The sequence below is a fragment of the Streptomyces sp. NPDC111507 genome (assembly GCF_055638955.1).
The window spans coordinates 539,796-556,429 of sequence record NZ_JBVKBU010000003.1 but is presented as its reverse complement, the minus strand read 5'-3'; the positions used below and the strand labels follow the sequence as shown (position 1 = coordinate 556,429).

12 protein-coding genes and 1 pseudogene are annotated in these 16,634 nt (G+C 67.8%); 9 read left to right on the top strand and 4 right to left on the bottom strand.

What is annotated here, in order from left to right; all coding sequences use genetic code 11:
- Positions 1–91 precede the first annotated feature (91 nt).
- The gene (locus tag ACZ7M2_RS15115; RefSeq protein WP_471595612.1) at positions 92–631 is read right to left on the bottom strand and encodes a PadR family transcriptional regulator; all 540 of its coding nucleotides are present in this window, start codon (positions 629–631) and stop codon (positions 92–94) included.
- Between the two features lie 153 nt (positions 632–784).
- Between ACZ7M2_RS15115 and ACZ7M2_RS15110 the strand changes: the two genes are divergently transcribed.
- The 5 genes from ACZ7M2_RS15110 to ACZ7M2_RS15090 all read left to right on the top strand — a co-directional run bounded on the left by ACZ7M2_RS15110 (position 785) and on the right by ACZ7M2_RS15090 (position 6,549).
- A complete protein-coding gene (locus tag ACZ7M2_RS15110; protein ID WP_471595611.1) occupies positions 785–1,864 on the top strand; it encodes an SMP-30/gluconolactonase/LRE family protein in 1,080 nt (359 codons plus the stop codon).
- Between the two features lie 384 nt (positions 1,865–2,248).
- Positions 2,249–3,325 carry a cytochrome P450 gene (locus ACZ7M2_RS15105; RefSeq protein ID WP_471595610.1) on the top strand — a complete coding sequence of 359 codons (1,077 nt, stop codon included), beginning with the start codon at positions 2,249–2,251 and terminating at the stop codon, positions 3,323–3,325.
- A 219-nt stretch (positions 3,326–3,544) separates the two neighbouring features.
- Positions 3,545–3,742 (top strand): ferredoxin, encoded by a 198-nt coding sequence (locus tag ACZ7M2_RS15100; protein WP_471595609.1) that lies wholly within the window; start codon positions 3,545–3,547, stop codon positions 3,740–3,742.
- Positions 3,739–4,899, top strand: a complete 1,161-nt coding sequence (locus ACZ7M2_RS15095) for an NAD(P)/FAD-dependent oxidoreductase (RefSeq protein WP_471595608.1) — start codon at positions 3,739–3,741, stop codon at positions 4,897–4,899. The genes ACZ7M2_RS15100 and ACZ7M2_RS15095 overlap by 4 nt, the downstream gene beginning before the upstream one ends.
- Positions 4,900–5,064: 165 nt before the next feature.
- Positions 5,065–6,549 carry an MFS transporter gene (locus tag ACZ7M2_RS15090; RefSeq protein WP_471595607.1) on the top strand — a complete coding sequence of 495 codons (1,485 nt, stop codon included), beginning with the start codon at positions 5,065–5,067 and terminating at the stop codon, positions 6,547–6,549.
- A gap of 243 nt (positions 6,550–6,792) precedes the next feature.
- On the opposite strand, the gene ACZ7M2_RS15085 is transcribed toward ACZ7M2_RS15090, so the two are convergent.
- Both ACZ7M2_RS15085 and ACZ7M2_RS15080 read right to left on the bottom strand, forming a co-directional pair.
- Entirely contained in the window at positions 6,793–8,346 is a 1,554-nt protein-coding gene (locus ACZ7M2_RS15085; protein WP_471595606.1) for an AMP-binding protein, read from the bottom strand.
- A 72-nt stretch (positions 8,347–8,418) separates the two neighbouring features.
- The gene (locus ACZ7M2_RS15080; protein WP_471595605.1) at positions 8,419–8,616 is read right to left on the bottom strand and encodes a hypothetical protein; all 198 of its coding nucleotides are present in this window, start codon (positions 8,614–8,616) and stop codon (positions 8,419–8,421) included.
- A gap of 559 nt (positions 8,617–9,175) precedes the next feature.
- On the opposite strand from ACZ7M2_RS15080, the pseudogene ACZ7M2_RS15075 reads away from it, so the two are divergent.
- Positions 9,176–9,307 (top strand): annotated as a pseudogene (locus ACZ7M2_RS15075) (transposase); the annotation flags it as partial.
- A 556-nt stretch (positions 9,308–9,863) separates the two neighbouring features.
- On the opposite strand, the gene ACZ7M2_RS15070 reads toward ACZ7M2_RS15075, so the two are convergent.
- The gene (locus ACZ7M2_RS15070) at positions 9,864–12,281 is read right to left on the bottom strand and encodes a SpoIIE family protein phosphatase (RefSeq protein WP_471595604.1); all 2,418 of its coding nucleotides are present in this window, start codon (positions 12,279–12,281) and stop codon (positions 9,864–9,866) included.
- 408 nt (positions 12,282–12,689) lie between these two features.
- On the opposite strand from ACZ7M2_RS15070, the gene ACZ7M2_RS15065 reads away from it, so the two are divergent.
- The 3 genes from ACZ7M2_RS15065 (at position 12,690) to ACZ7M2_RS15055 (ending at position 16,597) form a co-directional block, all read left to right on the top strand.
- The gene (locus tag ACZ7M2_RS15065; protein WP_471595603.1) at positions 12,690–13,073 is read left to right on the top strand and encodes an ATP-binding protein; all 384 of its coding nucleotides are present in this window, start codon (positions 12,690–12,692) and stop codon (positions 13,071–13,073) included.
- Between the two features lie 121 nt (positions 13,074–13,194).
- Complete coding sequence (locus tag ACZ7M2_RS15060; protein WP_471595602.1) at positions 13,195–13,632, top strand: hypothetical protein; 438 nt, start codon at positions 13,195–13,197, stop codon at positions 13,630–13,632.
- A 763-nt stretch (positions 13,633–14,395) separates the two neighbouring features.
- The gene (locus tag ACZ7M2_RS15055; RefSeq protein ID WP_471596020.1) at positions 14,396–16,597 is read left to right on the top strand and encodes an RICIN domain-containing protein; all 2,202 of its coding nucleotides are present in this window, start codon (positions 14,396–14,398) and stop codon (positions 16,595–16,597) included.
- Positions 16,598–16,634: the final 37 nt, after the last annotated feature.

Genomic DNA, 16,634 nt, shown 5'->3' with positions numbered 1-16,634 from the left:
TCCGGCGCAGTTCTCTAGTACCGCAGGACTAATGCCAGTCATCCTCGAAGCTCAGTGACCGACGATGCGTGCTGGTCGCGAGGGCCCGGGCTCACGGGCTTTCGCCACCTCGGCCCGAGGCCGCTGCCGTCGCCGCAACCTCCGCGCGGACAGCGGCCACCCAGGCGCGGTCAGCGTCCAGCCGTGCCATCCCGTAGTCGAGCACCCGACGACTCCACGGCTCCGTCCGCGAAGCCGCCAGGCCGGCGACGCGGTCCCGTTTACGAGCCAGGATGCGGTCCTGGCCGTCCAGGACTCGGAGCTGTTCCTCGGGAGTCAGCCAGCAGAAGTTCACCACCCGCGCCATGAACTCCTCTCCGTTGTCGGCGGAGTCCTCGGGAGGCTGAGCCAGCATGTCGTGCAGCATCTCCCGGCCGACGCCGGTGATCGAGTAGACATGGCGAGGCGGCGTGCCCTCACGCTCTTCCGCGCGCCGCGACACGGCCTCCGCCGCCACGAACCGGCGTAGCCGGGGATAGAGGGAGTTGTTCGAAAGCGTGTGACCCGTCGCTGCCTCGATCTCCCGGCGCAGCTCGTAGCCGTGCCGCGGTCCTCGCGCGACCTCCGCCAAAAGGAGGATCTCAATCCACATGCTGCAAGGTTACGGTGACCTACGTTGTCGTGACGCAGCCCGTTCGCCTGGGATCAAGATCCTTCCGCCGGGATTCGCGCCGACACAATCATCGCCCCCGAACAGATATCGGCACCCCTGGGACAACGGGGTGCGAAGGGCAAGGACAAGCAGATGAAGTTCAAAAGGGATCCGGGTCTCACGGCCGTCCCACGCAGCCGCCGACTCGCCGCGATCGGACTGGCCGGGACACTGGCCGCCGCCGGCGTCGTGAGCGCCGCCGCCGCGGACTCGGCGCCACCCACTGCCGCCCGGACAGCGAACCACGGGCCCGCCACGATCACCGCCAAACCGTTCGCGAAAGTGGCATCACTCGACCCGCCCGGCGCCAACGGCCACATAACCAACCTGGAGGGACCGGCCTTCGGCCCGGACGGCGACCTCTACATGGTCCATCCCACCGCACCCGCCGGCCAGCCCAAGGTCATCGCCCTCGACGTCCGCACCCGCAAGGTCCGCACCGTCTACACCGACTCTTCCAGCCGCTTCTCGTCGGTCCAGTTCAGCCCCGCCGACGGCAAGATGTACCTCACGGACAACAACGGCAGAATTGACAGAATGAACCCGGACGGCACCGGCTTCACCACGATCCTGTCCGGCCCCGTGCTCGGACAGCCGTTCTCGGCCAACGACCTCACCTTCGACCAGCACGGCGCCATGTTCGTCACCGACTACCACGGCACGGCGTGGGCGCCGACCGGTCGGGTGATCCGCCTCGACCCGGACGGCACGCATCCCACCCTCCTGATGGACGGCCTCGCCGGAGCGAACGGCATCTCGTTCGATCCCGCGTACTCCGGGCTGTGGGTCAGCGAACTCGGCGCCGGTCGCGTGGACTACCTGCGACTGTCCGCCGACCACACCACCGTGACCATGCCGAGCGTCGGCATGTACGGCAACCAGGGAGTCGGCGGGTTCGACTCCAACGCCGTCGACGCCAGCGGCAACATCTACCAGTGCGTCATCAACGACGGGAAAGTCGAAGTCTTCGATGCCAAAGGTGAGTTGATCGCGAACATCGTCGTGCCCCAGACAATGCCGCAGCCGCAGCTCCTCACCTCGAACCTCGTCATCAAGCCAGGCACCCGGGACGGCTACCTGGTGGTCGGCGGAGGCAACGGCGGCTTTGTCTACACCTTTACCGCGCTCGGCCTCGGCGACACCCAGTCCAATGGCGGAGGCGCAGCCGGATAACCGGCAACGCCCGGACGCCAGGGCGCCCCACCCGGCCCACAACGGCACCATCGGCCTGATCCGGACTCCGCCAAAAGGAGGATCACAGACTATGCGAAGTGAGGTTACGGTGACCTAGGTCTTGGTGACATAGCCCCGCTCGTACCCGATTGGTCCGGCTGCGCAGCGCGTCTACCCCTGTCCGACGCTGACAGGGACGCGCTCGCACGCCGGCCTCCCCCCACAGGAGCATCGATGAGTTCTCCGGCCGGAACCGAAGACGGCGCCGCCCTTCCCACCTTTCCCGGCGGGCGTTCTGCACGCTGTCCCTTCGACCCCTCCGCGGCGTACGAGAAGTGGCGCTCAGGCGAGGGACTCCAAAGGGTCCGGACATCGCATGGCGAGGTGGCCTGGGCGGTCAGCCGGTTCGAAGACGTCAAGACGGTGCTGAGCGATCCCCGTTTCAGCGCGGACGCCAGCCGGTTCCCGCAGTTGGTGAACAGTTCCCAGGACGCTGGGCAGACGCAGGTGTTCCCGCGCATGGACGACCCCGAACACGCCCGAATCCGGCGGATGTTCACCCGGGAGTTCACCGTCAAGCGCATGGAAGCGCTACGCCCGCGCATCCGCGAGCAGATCGACGGCCTCCTTGACGACATGACCAGCCGAGGCGAGCTTGTGACCGACCTCGTACGGGCCTACGCACTGCCCGTGCCGTCACTGGTCATCTGCCTGCTGCTCGGTGTGCCGTACGAAGACCACCCGATCTTCCAGAAGTACAGCGCGGTCCTCACCTACCGCGAGGCGTCCCGGGCCGAGAAGATCGCCGCGCGTGACGCGCTCTTCGCCTACGTCCTGGAGTTGGTGGAACGCAAAGAGAGCGAGCCCGGTGACGACCTCATCACCCGACTGATCGCCGAGCGCGTTGCCACCGGCGAGCTCAGCCGCCACGAACTCGCCGTCAACTGCAAGACCCTCCTCTTCGCCGGCCATGAGACCACCGCCAGCATGATCGGCCTCGGGACACTGACTCTGCTGGAGAACCCCGACCAGGCCGCCAGAATCCGCGACACCGACGACCCCGCGCTGATCGCCAGCGCCGTCGAGGAACTGCTGCGCTATCTCACCATCGTCCAGGAGTTCATCCACCGGGTGGCCACCGAGGACCTCACCCTCGGCGGACAACGCGTACACGCCGGAGACCTGCTGACCGTCAACCTGCCCGCCGCCAATCGGGATGGCCACTTCGACACCCCCGACGTCCTCGACATCGACCGCACCACCCTGGGCGGCCATCTCGCCTTCGGCCACGGCATCCATCAGTGCCTCGGCCAGACCCTGGCCCGCATCGAGCTGCAGGAGGCGCTGCCCGCACTCCTGCGCAGGCTGCCCAACCTGAGCCTGGCCGTACCGCTGGAGGAACTGAGGTTCCGGCACGACATGGCCACCTTCGGCGTCCACGAACTGCCGGTCACCTGGTAGCGCCGCTCCCCACCACTGCGGGTGCTGGGCGGACGACTTGCAGTCCGTCCCGTGCGGTTCTATGCGCAGCGGGTGCCCGCGGGGGCGCCGCGCGCAACGTACGCCGCGACTTCGTAACCTCACCCGCTCATTGCCGTCATCACCGGACGGTTGGACCTGCTCTGCCGTCGTTCGCCGTGCGCACCATCCCCTCCACGGAAGCATTCGAGGCCGACCACCATGCATGTGACACTCGACGAACCCAAATGTGTCGCCGCCGGACAGTGCGTCCTGGCCGCACCCGATGTCTTCGACCAACGCGACGAGGACGGCATCGCGATCGTCCTGTCCCCGTATCCGGACGAAGAGTTGGAGAACGACGTGCGCGAAGCCGCGGCGCTCTGCCCCGCAGCGGCGATTTACCTGGGCGAACAGTGAGGCGCATCGTCGTCGTCGGTGCCTCCGCAGCCGGACTCGCGGCGGTCGAAACGCTGCGTCGGCAGGGCTACGACGGCACGCTCACCCTTGTCGGGGACGAGTACCACCTTCCCTACGACCGCCCGCCCCTGTCCAAGCAGATCCTGGCTGGCGAGTGGCCGCCCGAGCGAGCGGTACTCCGGTCGCCGGACACACTGGGCGCGCTCGGCATCGATTTGAGACTTGGCGTCGCCGCGACCGAACTGGACGCGGAGAACCGCAAGGTGCATCTGGCGAACGGAGATCGGGTGCCGTACGACGCACTGGTCATTGCCACCGGGGTCCGGCCGCGTCGGCTTCCCGGGGCCAAGGCACATGAATTGCGCACTCTCGACGATGCACTGGTCCTGCGCGACCGGCTGCGTCCGGGGCGGCGGCTGGTGGTGGTCGGCGCCGGGTTCCTCGGCGCGGAGGCGGCTGCCGTGGGCCGGACGTTGGGCGCACAGGTCACCGTGCTGGAGCCCGCTCCGGTTCCGCTGGCCCACGCGGTCGGTACCGGAATCGGACGACTACTGGCACAAGCCCACCTGGACAACGGCGTCGACCTGCGCACCGGTGTCACGGTGACCGAAGTGGTCAAAGGCGGTGTCCGCCTCGCGGACGGGAAACTGATCGAGGGGGACGAGATCTTGGTCGCCATCGGTTCCCTCCCCAACACCGAATGGCTCGCCAGCAGCGGCCTCACCCTGGAGGACGGCGTCGTCTGCGACCAGTACTGCCAAGCAGCGCCGCACGTGTACGCCACAGGTGACGTCGCCCGCTGGTACAACCCGCTGTTCGGTGTGACGATGCGGATGGAGCACCGTACGAATGCGGCGGAGCAGGGCATGGCCGCAGCCCGGAACATCCTCAATCCAGCCGAACGCAGGCCGTTCGCGCCCGCCCCGTACTTCTGGTCCGACCAGTACGACATGAAGATCCAGGCGTACGGCAACCTGCGAGGGCATGACGAAGTCGCCATCGTAGAAGGCGAGTTGTCACAGAGGAAGTTCGTGGCGCTTTACCGCACCGGCGAGCGCCTGACCGGAGCGCTCGCGATCGGCATGCCCCCCAAAGCGATCAGGCAATGGCGGCAGGCCATCGTCGCATGCACGGCCTGGTGCAACGTGGCTCCCTAGGTCGGTTTCCTCACCACCGGCCCGCACTCGTATGCCGCTCCGAAGCCGGCCGGCTCAGCAGGCGCCCATGATCCTGCACCGTACTCCTGTACGGCCCCCACCCGCACAGTCCGTTCCCGCTTCTCCGAGTCGTCCCCTGTTGACCCCCCCACGGAGGCCCCAGTCGTGTCCCCCACACATGCTTCAGCCAATCCGCCCGACGAGCCTGACTCGTCCCGGACCACCGTCCTGGTGGTGGCCTTGATCCTCACCGGGATCGTCGCCAGCCTGCTGAATATCCTGGTCGTTCCTATCCTCCCGCATCTGCCCCGTTACCTGAACGCGTCGCCGTCCGACACCGCCTGGGCCCTCACCGTGACACTGCTCTGCGGCGGCGTCTCTACACCGGTGATGGGACGCCTCGCCGACATGTACGGCAAGCGCCGCATGCTGCTGCTCGGCATCGCTCTGCTGGGAATCGGCTCGGTGGTCTGTGCGCTGAGCGACTCCCTGGGGCCGCTGCTCGTCGGCCGTGCGCTGCAGGGCCTGGCACACGGGGTGATCCCGATGTGCGTCAGCATCATGCGGGACGAAGTCCCTGCGGAGCGACTTCCCCTGGCGACGGCCGTGATGCTGGGTTCCCTCGGCGTCGGAGGAGCCATCGGTCTGCCCGCGGCGGCAGTCATCGCCGACAACTTCCACTGGCACGTCCTGTTCTGGACGGCGGCAGCCTGCAGCGCTGTTGCCCTCGTTCTCATCCTGCTGCTCGTCCCCGAGTCGAAGGTGCGCGCCGGCGGGCGTTTCGACCTCCCCGGAGCCCTGGGGCTGAGTGTCGGCCTGGTCTCCCTGCTGCTGGCGGTGTCCAAGGGAGAGGACTGGGGCTGGGGCAGCGGTACCACCTTGTCGCTGTTGGCCGTGGCCGTCGTCGTCCTCCCACTGTGGGGCTGGTTCGAGCTACGAACCCCCCAACCCATGGTGGATCTGCGTACTACTACACGGCCGCTCGTGCTCTTTTCCAACCTCGCGGCCGTGGCGCTTGGGCTCTCGATGTTCGTGACCAATCTGGTGGTGCCGCAGGTCCTCCAACTGCCTGAGGCCACCGGGTACGGCCTGGGCAGGTCTCTCGTCACCACCGGCCTGGCCCTGGCCCCTCAGGGCCTGGCGATGATGGCCGTCTCGCCGTTGGCAGCTCGTGTCACCAAGTCCAAGGGCCCTAAGGTGACCCTCATGATCGGAGCCGCGATCACAGGTGCCGGCTATCTCCTCGCCATGGTCCTGATGTCCGGGATATGGCAGCTCATCGTGGCCTCTTGCATCATCGCTGCCGGTGCAGGCTTCTGCCTGGGTGCCCTGCCGACGCTGGTCATGAGCGCTGTGCCGGTCTCCGAGACCGCGGCTGCCAACGGCCTCAACACGCTCATGAGGTCCATCGGCACCACCTCCTCCAGCGCTGTCGCAGGCGTGATCCTCGCCCACATGACGACGAGCTTCGGCGGCATCCTCCTGCCTTCCGAGAACGGCCTACGCGCGATCCTGGCGATCGGCGCAGGGGCGGCCGCTGTCGTTTTCGCTATCGCGACATTGATCCCCGGGATGCGGCAGAACTCAACCTCGCCGGGCCGACAGGCGGTCGCCGCGACCGCAGAGAAGCCGGCAGCCGACCCCGGGTGAGTTCGTTCCGGCCCGGAGGTATCGCCGCCTCTCACCGTGGCGCGCTGCCGTTGCTCAACTGCGCCGGTTGGCAGGGGCTGGGTATGGACCGAGCAGGTGCAGAGAACCGCATGGAAGCGACGGGAGTCCGAGCTGTGGCGGAGCTGAGCAGGGATGGCTTCACTCCGCCCCTGAACCTGCTTGTGCGTGTGCCGTTTTGGATGACCCGGGGGAGTGGGCAGAGCGAAGGCTGTTGGGTGCACATCAGTTGATGCCGCGGTCATGCCCCTCCCAGTACGGTGCGCGGAGCTTGAACTTCTGCAGCTTTCCGGTCGCGGTCCGGGCGAGGTCGTCGCGGAACTCCACCGAGGTCGGCGCCTTGTAACCGGCAGCCTTTTCCTTGCACCAGCGGATCAGGTTGGCTTCGGTGGCCTCCTGGCCGGGCGCCAGGACGACGAGGGCCTTGATGGTCTCGCCCCACTTCTCGTCGGGGACGCCGATGACGGCGACCTCGGCGACGGCCGGATGAGAGAAGAGAACGTCCTCCACCTCGATGGACGAGACGTTCTCGCCTCCGGTGATGATCACGTCCTTCTTGCGGTCGCGGATCGTGAGGTAGCCGTCGTTGCCGACCTCGCCGCCGTCACCGGTGTGGAACCAGCCATCCCTCAGAGCCGTAGCGCTTTCCTCGGGCCGATCCCAGTAGCCCTTGAGGACGACATTCGAGCGGGCCAGTACCTCGCCCGTCGGGTGTTCCTCATGTTCGGGGCTCTCGATCCTCAGCCGCACCCCGAGGGCAGGTGCGCCGGCTTGCACCAGTTTGGTGGCGCGGTCCTCGGACGAGAGGTTGTCCCACTCTGCACGGACACGGTTGATGGTCAGCAGCGGTGACGTCTCGGTGAGCCCGTAGATCTGGATGAACTCCCAGCCGAGTTCTTCTTGTACCCGCATGATCGTCTTCGTCGGTGGCGGCGCACCGGCGACGATGATCCGTACCCGGTCGCGGCCTGGGATCTCGCCGTCCCACGTCTGCGCGGCGTCGAGTACGGCGGACACCACAGCGGGTGCCGCGCACATGACTGTGACGCCGTACCGCTCCACCCGCCGCAGAATCTCCGCGCCGTCGACTTTGCGCAGGATGACATGCGGTACGCCGAGGCCGGTCATCGCGAACGGCATGCCCCAGCCGTTGACATGGAACTGCGGCAAGGTGTGGAGATACACATCGCGGTCGGTCACGCCGGCGTGCAGGGCGAACGTCACCGCGTTGGTCCAGATGTTGCGGTGCGTGCTCTCGACGCCCTTGGGTCGTGCGGTCGTACCGGAGGTGTAGTTGATTGTGGCCGTGGCGTTCTCATCGGGTTCCCACGGACGGGGCTCGGCTCCGGGGGCGGCGAAGAGACTACTGTCATCGCCCAGTACGAAACGGTGCTCGGCGGTCACGTCCTTAAGGGCCTCGTCGAGTTCGGGGTCGACGTAGAGCACCCGGGCGCCGGATTGTTCGACGATGTAGCGCACTTCGTGGGCCCGGAGCCGGAAGTTTACCGGCACCAGCACGCGCCCATAACCGGATACTCCGAAGAACGAGGTCAGTAGCCGTGCGCTGTTGTGGCTTACCACCGCGACCCGCTCGCCGTACCCCACACCCAGGTCGTCGAGGAAGGCCGCCTGCCTGCGGGCCAGCGTCCCGAGCTCGGCATAGCTCAACTCACCGAGCGAGGGTGCCGGCTGCTCCGGTTCGTCGATGACACCGGTGCGATTGCCGTAGACCTGAACGGCCCGGTCGATGAAATCGGAAATGCTGAACGGGACGATCACTGCTGCTCCTCGATTTGGCTCACGGGTTCACGGGCAACTCGACGAGACACGGCTGCCCGTATCCTCATGCAGTCACTGACGTGCGAGAACGTGTTCTGCCTGGTCGGTGTGGGCCGCTGATGTGATGTAGTCGGTGTCGCTCCGATGCAGACCGTCCTCGACGGTCTGCATGAGCCCTCCGAGAGCCAGCCGGCGGCAGGGGCCCTCCTTCGCCTTGTCGAGGCCACCCCAGGCGCCGAAGTTCGTGACGCCAGACCAGAGAACCCTCACCGAAATGCAGGTTTCACCGGGAGTCCGCTGCTGCACAACGTGCTCCCTTCGAGCTGCACATGTGTTGCTTCAGGAGGGCGGGCCGGACCGCGTTGCAACGCTCACGCAGGCCGTGTGGCTGCCGTTGGAGCGCTTGCTGTCCCACGGCCAGCAGCCCAGGATGGGGATCAGTCCGAGGCCTACGCGGGTTACCCGTCAACCCCCCTCGGCCTGGACACGATGAACCTGTCTGCCGCTTCCTTCCCTGCGATCACCTTAGAGTACTGCCGGTCGCTTAGTAAAGGACCGACGGTATATAAAGAAATGGCGGTACGTTTACGTGCTGGCTTGCGCCGCGCCTGCGCGGCGTTGGCGCCATGACAGCGGCGGGCATTTTCCCGGTGGGGCGCTCCCTTGAAGCCCCCGTTGGCCGATGCACAGTGGGTGCGGATCGAGGCGCTGCTCCGGACGGGACGCCGGGGTGGCTGCTGGGGGGCCACTCCAGCCGAGCCCCGGTCGGCAAGCTGCTTTGAAGCCACATCCGGCCCTCCCGGGCCACCGAACAACTCACGGAGCTGCTTTGCCGAAGGGCAAGAAGCTCGGCCGGCCGCCGATATGGACTCGGCGGCAGCTGATCGACGGCATACGGTTCCGGGTCCGTACTGGCATCCCCTGGCGGGACATGACCGAGGAGTACGGCCCGTGGGGCCGCGAGGGTGGTGACCGCTGCCAGGACCGGCGTCTGGCCGGACGCCTCAGCGACGGCCGTTCCCGATCTTCGAAATTTTCCGAGACAGTGTTCGGTTGGGTCAGGAACGCGGCGATTTCCGGCGCTCGGTCTCCGCGGAGGTAGTCGCGGAGATGCTCTGCCCCTGCTATTCCGACTCGCTCCTTCGCTGGCTTCAGGCACGGCAGCACGCCGACGGGCCGTTGCCCCTCACTCCGGCCCTGTGAGCGAAGCTCGACCTCCTCCTGGACGGTCTGATGGCACCTTGCAGCTGACAACCGCTGCGGATCGGCGCAGGCCTGGTATCCAGCGGATCACGACCTCACACCTGATCAGTCGATCGAGCGGGAGGCTGGGGAGCGGCCGCCTTGCCAGGCGGCGCAGTGATTGAGACGATCCGGCCGCCAGAGCGGGGAGCTCCGCCGGGCGGCGTGGCGATCCCCCAGTCCCAGCGAGCCTGCGCGTCACCTGATTTCAGGACACTGGCTGTTGTCTGTCCGTGACTCCTGGCCGTCGCGTGACTGCCTCGTTCGGGTGCGGGTCAGTCCGTCGAGAGCTCCGCCCAGATCGTCTTGCCGGTGCGGGCGTGCCGGGTGCCCCAGCGGTCGGTGAGCTGTGCGACCAGCATCAGGCCGCGGCCGCCCTCGTCGAAGGTGCGGGCCCGTCGTAGGTGGGGGGCGGTGTTGCTGGCGTCGGAGACCTCACAGATGAGGCTGCGCTCGTGGATCATCCGCAGCTGGATGGGGGGCCCGCCGTAGCGGATGGCGTTGGTGACGAGCTCGCTGACCACCAGTTCCGCGGTGAATACGGAATCGTCCAGTCCCCACAGCGTCAGCTGGTCGGTGACCTTCTTGCGCGCGTCCGCGACGGCGGCCGGGTCCGCGGGCATGTCCCAGGTGACCACCTGGCTCGCGTCCAGCGCCCGGGCACGGGCGACGATCAGCGCGACGTCGTCCTCCGGGCGGTCGGGGAGCAGCTCGGCGATCACCGTGTCACAGGTCTCCTCCACCGAGGTGGAGGGTTGGCCGAGGCAGCTGCGCAGCGTCTTGAGCCCTTCGTCGATGTCGCGGTTGCGGGATTCGATCAGGCCGTCGGTGTAGAGCACCAGGAGGCTGCCGCTGGTCAGCTCGATGTCGACGGCCTCGAACGGCAGGCCGCCGAGGCCCAGCGGAGGCCCGGCCGGAACGTTCACGAAGTCCACGTGGCTTCCTGGCCGGACCACCGCGGGAACCGGATGGCCGGCCCGGGCGAGCGAGCAGCTGCCGGAGACAGGGTCGTAGATGGCGTAGAGGCACGTGGCGCCGATGTCCCCGGCGGAGGTGGCGGCGGCACCCATCGCGCTCGCGGTGCCGGGGTCCGCCGTAAGGCGGGTCACGAGGTCGTCGAGGTGCACCAGAAGTTCGTCCGGCGGCAGGTCGAGGTCGGCGAGGGTGTGTACCGCCGTCCGCAGCCGGCCCATGGTCGCCGACGCTTGGATGCCGTGGCCGACGACGTCACCCACCACGAGGCCGACCCGCGCGCCGGAGAGCGGAATGACGTCGAACCAGTCACCGCCCACGCCCGCGCGGGAGTCTGCGGGCAGATAGCGGAAGGCGATGTCCATGGCCGACTGGGCGGGCAGTGCTTGTGGGAGGAGGCTGCGCTGGAGCGCGACGGCGGTGTCGCGCTGGGCGGTGTACCGGCGTGCGTTGTCGATGCACACAGCGGCGTGTGCCGTCAGCTCCTCCGCGAGCATCACGTCGTCGGGGTCGAAGGACTCCGCGCGCTGGTGGCGGGCGAACCCCACGGCGCCCAGAGTGACCCCGCGGGCTGCCATCGGCACCGTGATTGCCGAATGGGCATCGTGACGGCGGACGCTCGCGGCCCAGGCCGGATCCTTCGGTCCCCAACGGGTGACGGCGGGGGTGACGTCATAGACCTGAGAACGGCCCGTGGCGATGCATTCGGCGGTGGGGGACCGCGGTGGGAAGGCCTCGGTCTCCCCGATGGCCAGCGTCGCCTCGGGCACCCCTTCGAGGACGGACGCGTGGGCCGCGCGGCGCAGCGTGACGGCGCCGCTGGATCGGTCGCTCTCCGGCTCTCCGCCCTGGTCGATGGAGGGGAGCAGGTCGACGCGAACGAAGTCGGCGAGCCCTGGCACCGCCACGTCGGTCAGCTCCTGCGCAGTGCGAACCACGTCCAGGGTCGTCCCGATCCGGGTGCCCGCCTCGTTGAGCAACAGCAGCCGCTGACGGGCCCAGTGCTGTTCCGTGATGTCGTGCACGGAACAGCATGCCCCCAGAATTCGGCCGGTCTCGTCCGGCATCGGGGAGAACGAGACAGCCAGGACGCGTCCCCGTTTCCTCCCGCCGACGGGCAGGAAGGTGATCAGGTCCTGCGGTTCGCCCTGGAGCGTCCGACGCAGGGCATCCGCCATCTCCTCGCCTTGCGAACCGATGACGATCTCGGGCAGGCGCAGACCCCGCATGGCGTCTTCCGGGAGAGCCATGTTCTGCAGCATGCGATCGTTGGCCCGCATAAGCCGCAGGTCGGTGTCGGAGATCGCCATCGCGATCGGCGAGTGGGTGAACGCCAGTACGGCCGCCCCGGTCTCCTGCTCGTTGCACAGTTCACTGCCCACCGCCGAGAACACGAACCACTCGATGTTGCCGTCCTCGCCCGCCCGCCGGTGCGCGAGCAGATTGACGGGCAGGATGTGTCCGTCGCGGTGCCGCAGTGGAGCCCGGGCAGTCCACCGTTTCTGAAAGGGGATCTCCGGGCTCGTCACCGCGAGTTCGCCCGCGAGCAGGTCCACGGCAGGGAGGCCCACGATCTCGGCGGGTCGATAGCCGAGCAGCCGTTCGGCGCCCTCGTTCCAGGAGATGACGAGGCCGCGCTCATCGATCGTGGCCGCGGCCGTGAAGGCGGCCGCGGTCCAGCGGGCGGGCGGGCCATCGGCAGTCGTCGGGCGCCGCGTCATCGCTGGTCACCTCGCTCTCACCGAAATCCTGCCGATTTTCGACACGAGCCTGTGGGCAGCGGCCTTACATCACCAGCGTGATGCCGCGAGCTTCGGGGAGCAAGTCCCACCCGAGAGCACATCTGATCGTCATCGTCCGCGTCATCTGGCGCTAGCACCGGGGTCCGTCGGTACCGGCGCCCGGCCGACTCGTCTGCTGGCGTTCTGGCCGCCTGGCTGATCAGCTTGCGAGGCGCTGTTTATGCTCCCGGGCCGAGTTCGGCAAGAACCTGACGGAATCGCATTTGCTCTGCTTTGACGGACACCAGCGCTGCGGTGGTCAGGCAACCAGGACCGTCTCGTCCTCTGCGGGAGTGCGGTAGCCGAGGATGCCATGCAGAACTGCGCATCCTGGCGACGAGCCGCCACATGCTGGGCATCTGCGGCGAGCACGTCTTCACTGTCCCCCCGCTGTCGCCACAGGACGCGGCCGACCTGCTGCTGGACCGGGCCGCCGCCGTCCAGCCGACGTTCCAGGTGGGCGAGGGGAACCGGGACCAGGTCGCCCGGCTGTGTGCTGGTCTGGATGGGCTACCGCTGTCGATCGAGCTGGCCGCGTCCCGGCTGCGCACGTTCTCCGTGGCGCAGGTGGTGGACCGGCTGGAGGACCGCTTCGCCCTGCTCACAGAGGGCTGCCCGACCAGGCAGCCGCACCAGCGCACGCTCCGCGGGATGATCGACTGGAGTTACGAGCTGTGCGCCCCGGCCGAGCGGCTGCTGTGGAATCGGCTGTCGGTCTTCGCCGGCGTGTGAGGAGGCGCAGGCCGCTCTGACGGCGCTGGGCGATGAGCGGGAAGCGACTTTCTGGCTGCTCGCACTGGCCTGCGGCCAGACCTATGCCGGGGACTCTCGCGCGGCGGAGACCGGCAGGCAGGTGATCGCCTCCTTCGAAGCGAGCGGGGAGCGGTGGGGCCGCGCGCAGGTGCTGATGGCGCTTGGCCACCATGCTTGGGCCTGTGGTGACCAGGAGGCCGCGAAGGCGCTGGCCCGTTCCGCACTGGAGAACATGCGGGGCTTCAATGACTACCCGATGGTGGCGAGGATGCTGGAACTGCTCGCCTGGGCCACCGCCGCCGCCGGCGATCACGGACGGGCGGCCCGGCTTCTGGGCGCCGCGGGCACTCTGTGGAAGGACGCCGGCACCACCATCTCCGCATTCGGCCCGCAGATGGCCGAACAGCACGCACGCTGCGAGAAGACGGTCACCGGCGCCTTGGGCCTGGCGTCGTACACGCAGGCGCTCGCGGAAGGCGGCAGCCACGACAGCCCCAGCCGGGCCATCCAGTACGCCTTGGAGCCCACCCAAGAGTAGGCCGGGTCAGCCTGCGCCACCGGCCCGCTCACCCGCCGAGAGCGCGAAGTGGCGGAGCTGGCCATGTACCGGAGAGTGATCGAGCCGCCCCCGTCATACAACCGAACGAGACACCGCGGATCAGAACGTGGTTCCGATGACAGGAACGGCGAGAACCTGAATCGTGACTGGTCCCTCAACCGTTCTGTCCAGCAACAGGAGGCTGGGAAGGCGTCAGTTCGCAGCATCGACGGGTACGCAGGAGGGCCCACAGGACGTTGACGCGCCGGCCAGCGGGAGAGTGAGGGCAGCCCTGGGGCGGACGGCTCTCGGCGCGTTCGCGTTCGTAGTGGCGACGCAAGGCGTCGCGGGGCTCCGCTGACCTGCCGGAGTCGCGAGGAGACGGGAAGGCTCCCGGTTTCGGCGCTGGTCACGAGGACACGCACGGACGTCGGAGCCCGGAGAGGACCGGCCGAGCGTGCAGGGCGTTCGGTCTGTGGCGGCGGGTCAACTCCCGGTGGCAGTCGGCGTACGAAAGTCTTTCGGAAACGTACCGGTGACATGGTGACCTCGCGTACCAATACTGTCTCCGTCCGGATCAGATCTCATTGAGTGCATTTCGCTTCGATGAGCAACCGGCGCTCGCGAGCAGCGAAATGCGAGGGTGCGGTATTTCCCCGATGGCCTCGGCACCAACCCTCGTAGTGGTGGCCGGACTTCGAGCGGCCCTCCCAGGTCTCGTGGCCGCCGGTCACACCGCAGAGGAGCCGCATTGATACAGAAGGTGATACGAAGGCTAGTGCAAAAGTCGATAAGCCGAGCTGTCGCCGCGGCGACAGCCGTAGGTATCGGCACCGCACTCACCATAGCCTCCGCGGGGAATGCGGCGGCATATCAGCCGAGCCCGGCGAACCTGTATGTCGCGAGTAATTCTGCGGCGTGCAACAAGAGCCCGTGCGTTCTCTACCCGAAGTCCGCCCAGCTGCCGAGCGGCCGGATCGTGGCGACGTTCGAGGACAGTGAGAGTGCCCCGGTGGGCCAGACGCTGCCCCTGTACAAGAGCGACGACGATGGCACGACCTGGTCGAAGCTGACCGACGTCAAGGCCCCTGCCTACCTGTCGAGCGACTCGGCGTACGCGAAGTACACCAGCAACTGGACGAACCCCTACCTCTACGTACTCCCGCATGCCGTCGGCAACCTGAGTGCCGGCACGCTGCTGCTCGCGAGTGTCGTCTCGGGCGACGACTACTACTACGAGGAGCAGAAGGCTGCCAACTCCAGCTGGACGCCCTCCAGCGACGGCGACCGCAAGGACGTGGCGCTGGCCCTGTACGCCAGCACCGACGACGGGGCGACCTGGAGCTTCGAGAACATCATCGCCGCGGGCTCCTGGCAGGGCGGCAGCGCGGGCAGCATCGGCCGTGTCTCCACCGCCAACACCTACGCCCAGGTCGACCCCGTCTGGGAGCCGCACCTGTACGCCTATGGCGGCAGGCTCATCGCCTACTACTCCGACGAGAACGACTACACCGGCTACGACACTTCCACCGGAGTGCCGACCCTGGACCCGGACAACGTCACCACGACCGACTCGGGCGGCCAGGTACTGATGCACCGGACCTGGGACGGCACCACCTCCGCCTGGAGTTCTCCGGTCGTGGACGTGCCTGGCTCCACGGTGAGCATGGGCAGCGGCAAGACCGAGATCGGCGGCGGCCGCCCCGGCATGACGACGATCGCCCCGACGACCGATGGCAAGTGGCTCATGACGTACGAGTACTGGGGCGGCGGGACCAACGTCCGCTATAGGATCGCCGACGACCCGACGAAGTTCTACGCGGGCACCGACGGGGCGATCACCTCGCTGCCCGTGCCCACGGGAGAAAACACCCTCTCGACGGGCGGCAGTCCTGTGCTCTTGCCGATGACCGACGGGCGGATCGTCTACAACGCGGCCGGGAGCGGCAGCGTCTGGGTGAACGAGTCCGGCAAGAGCACCGGGATCTGGAAGCAGTACCAGACACCGATGGCCGCTGGGTACAGCCGCGACCTCCAGTACGTGGACGGCACCGGCCGCGTCCTGATCCTCCAGGCGTCCTGGAGCGGCGGGAGTGTCGGGCCGGTGAAGTACGCCGAGGTCGACCTTGGGCGGTCCGACGGCACCTACTACACCCTCGTCAACCGTCTGACCGGACAGGCCCTCACCCCGTCCAGCGGGAAGACGCAGGACGCGAACCTCACCGGGAACGTCCCCGACCTCGTCACGAGCGCCGTGAGCTCCTCGGACGACGCCCAGCGCTGGCACACCCGGGCCAAGGGAGGAAACACCACCCTGCTGAACAAGGCCGGCGGCCGCGCGGTCGCCCTCTGGACCGGCACCGCCACGGCCGGGCAGAAGCTCGCCCAGTGGGTCGACGACGACGCCACCGACAAACAGTGGACCCTCGTCTCCTCCTCGACCAGCGGCTACTACGAGCTCCGGTCGGTCCGCAACACCAGCCTCTATATGACCGGCGCCACCGCAGACGGTGCAGTAACCGTTCAGACCGCCACGAGCGACGGCTCCCAGGACTGGCAGCTCGTCCAGGACGCCCTGCCCACCGACTCGACGTTCACGCTGAAGGGCAGCTACTCCGGCAAGTGCCTGGACGTGCCGAACGGGCAGACGGGCGTGCAGGTGCAGATCTACGCCTGCTCCGGCAACGCCAACCAGACCATCACCCAGACCACGGCCGGCGAACTCCGAATCTCCGGCAAGTGCCTGGCCGCCGACGGCGACGGCACCACCGCGGGCACCAAGCTCATCCTCTGGGCCTGCAACGGGAAGACCGGGCAGCAGTGGTCGTTCCGCGTGGACGGCACCATCGCCAACCGCTCCAACGGCCTCGCCATCGACGTCACCGGCTGGGGGACGGCCAACGGCACGAAGGTGCAGCTGTGGACACCCCTGGGCAACGCGACCCAAGTCTGGAGCAGGGCATAGTCCAACAGCACCGGCCGCCGGCCTCTTGTCTGCCGGC

What these genes read in the sequence shown, in the direction of transcription:
- ACZ7M2_RS15115 (WP_471595612.1), bottom strand. Translation starts at nt 631, where the DNA reads ATGTGGATTGAGATCCTCCTTTTGGCGGAGGTCGCGCGAGGACCGCGG.
- ACZ7M2_RS15110 (WP_471595611.1), top strand. Translation starts at nt 785, where the DNA reads ATGAAGTTCAAAAGGGATCCGGGTCTCACGGCCGTCCCACGCAGCCGC.
- ACZ7M2_RS15065 (WP_471595603.1), top strand. Translation starts at nt 12,690, where the DNA reads ATGCTGGGCATCTGCGGCGAGCACGTCTTCACTGTCCCCCCGCTGTCG.
- ACZ7M2_RS15070 (WP_471595604.1), bottom strand. Translation starts at nt 12,281, where the DNA reads ATGACGCGGCGCCCGACGACTGCCGATGGCCCGCCCGCCCGCTGGACC.
- ACZ7M2_RS15100 (WP_471595609.1), top strand. Translation starts at nt 3,545, where the DNA reads ATGCATGTGACACTCGACGAACCCAAATGTGTCGCCGCCGGACAGTGC.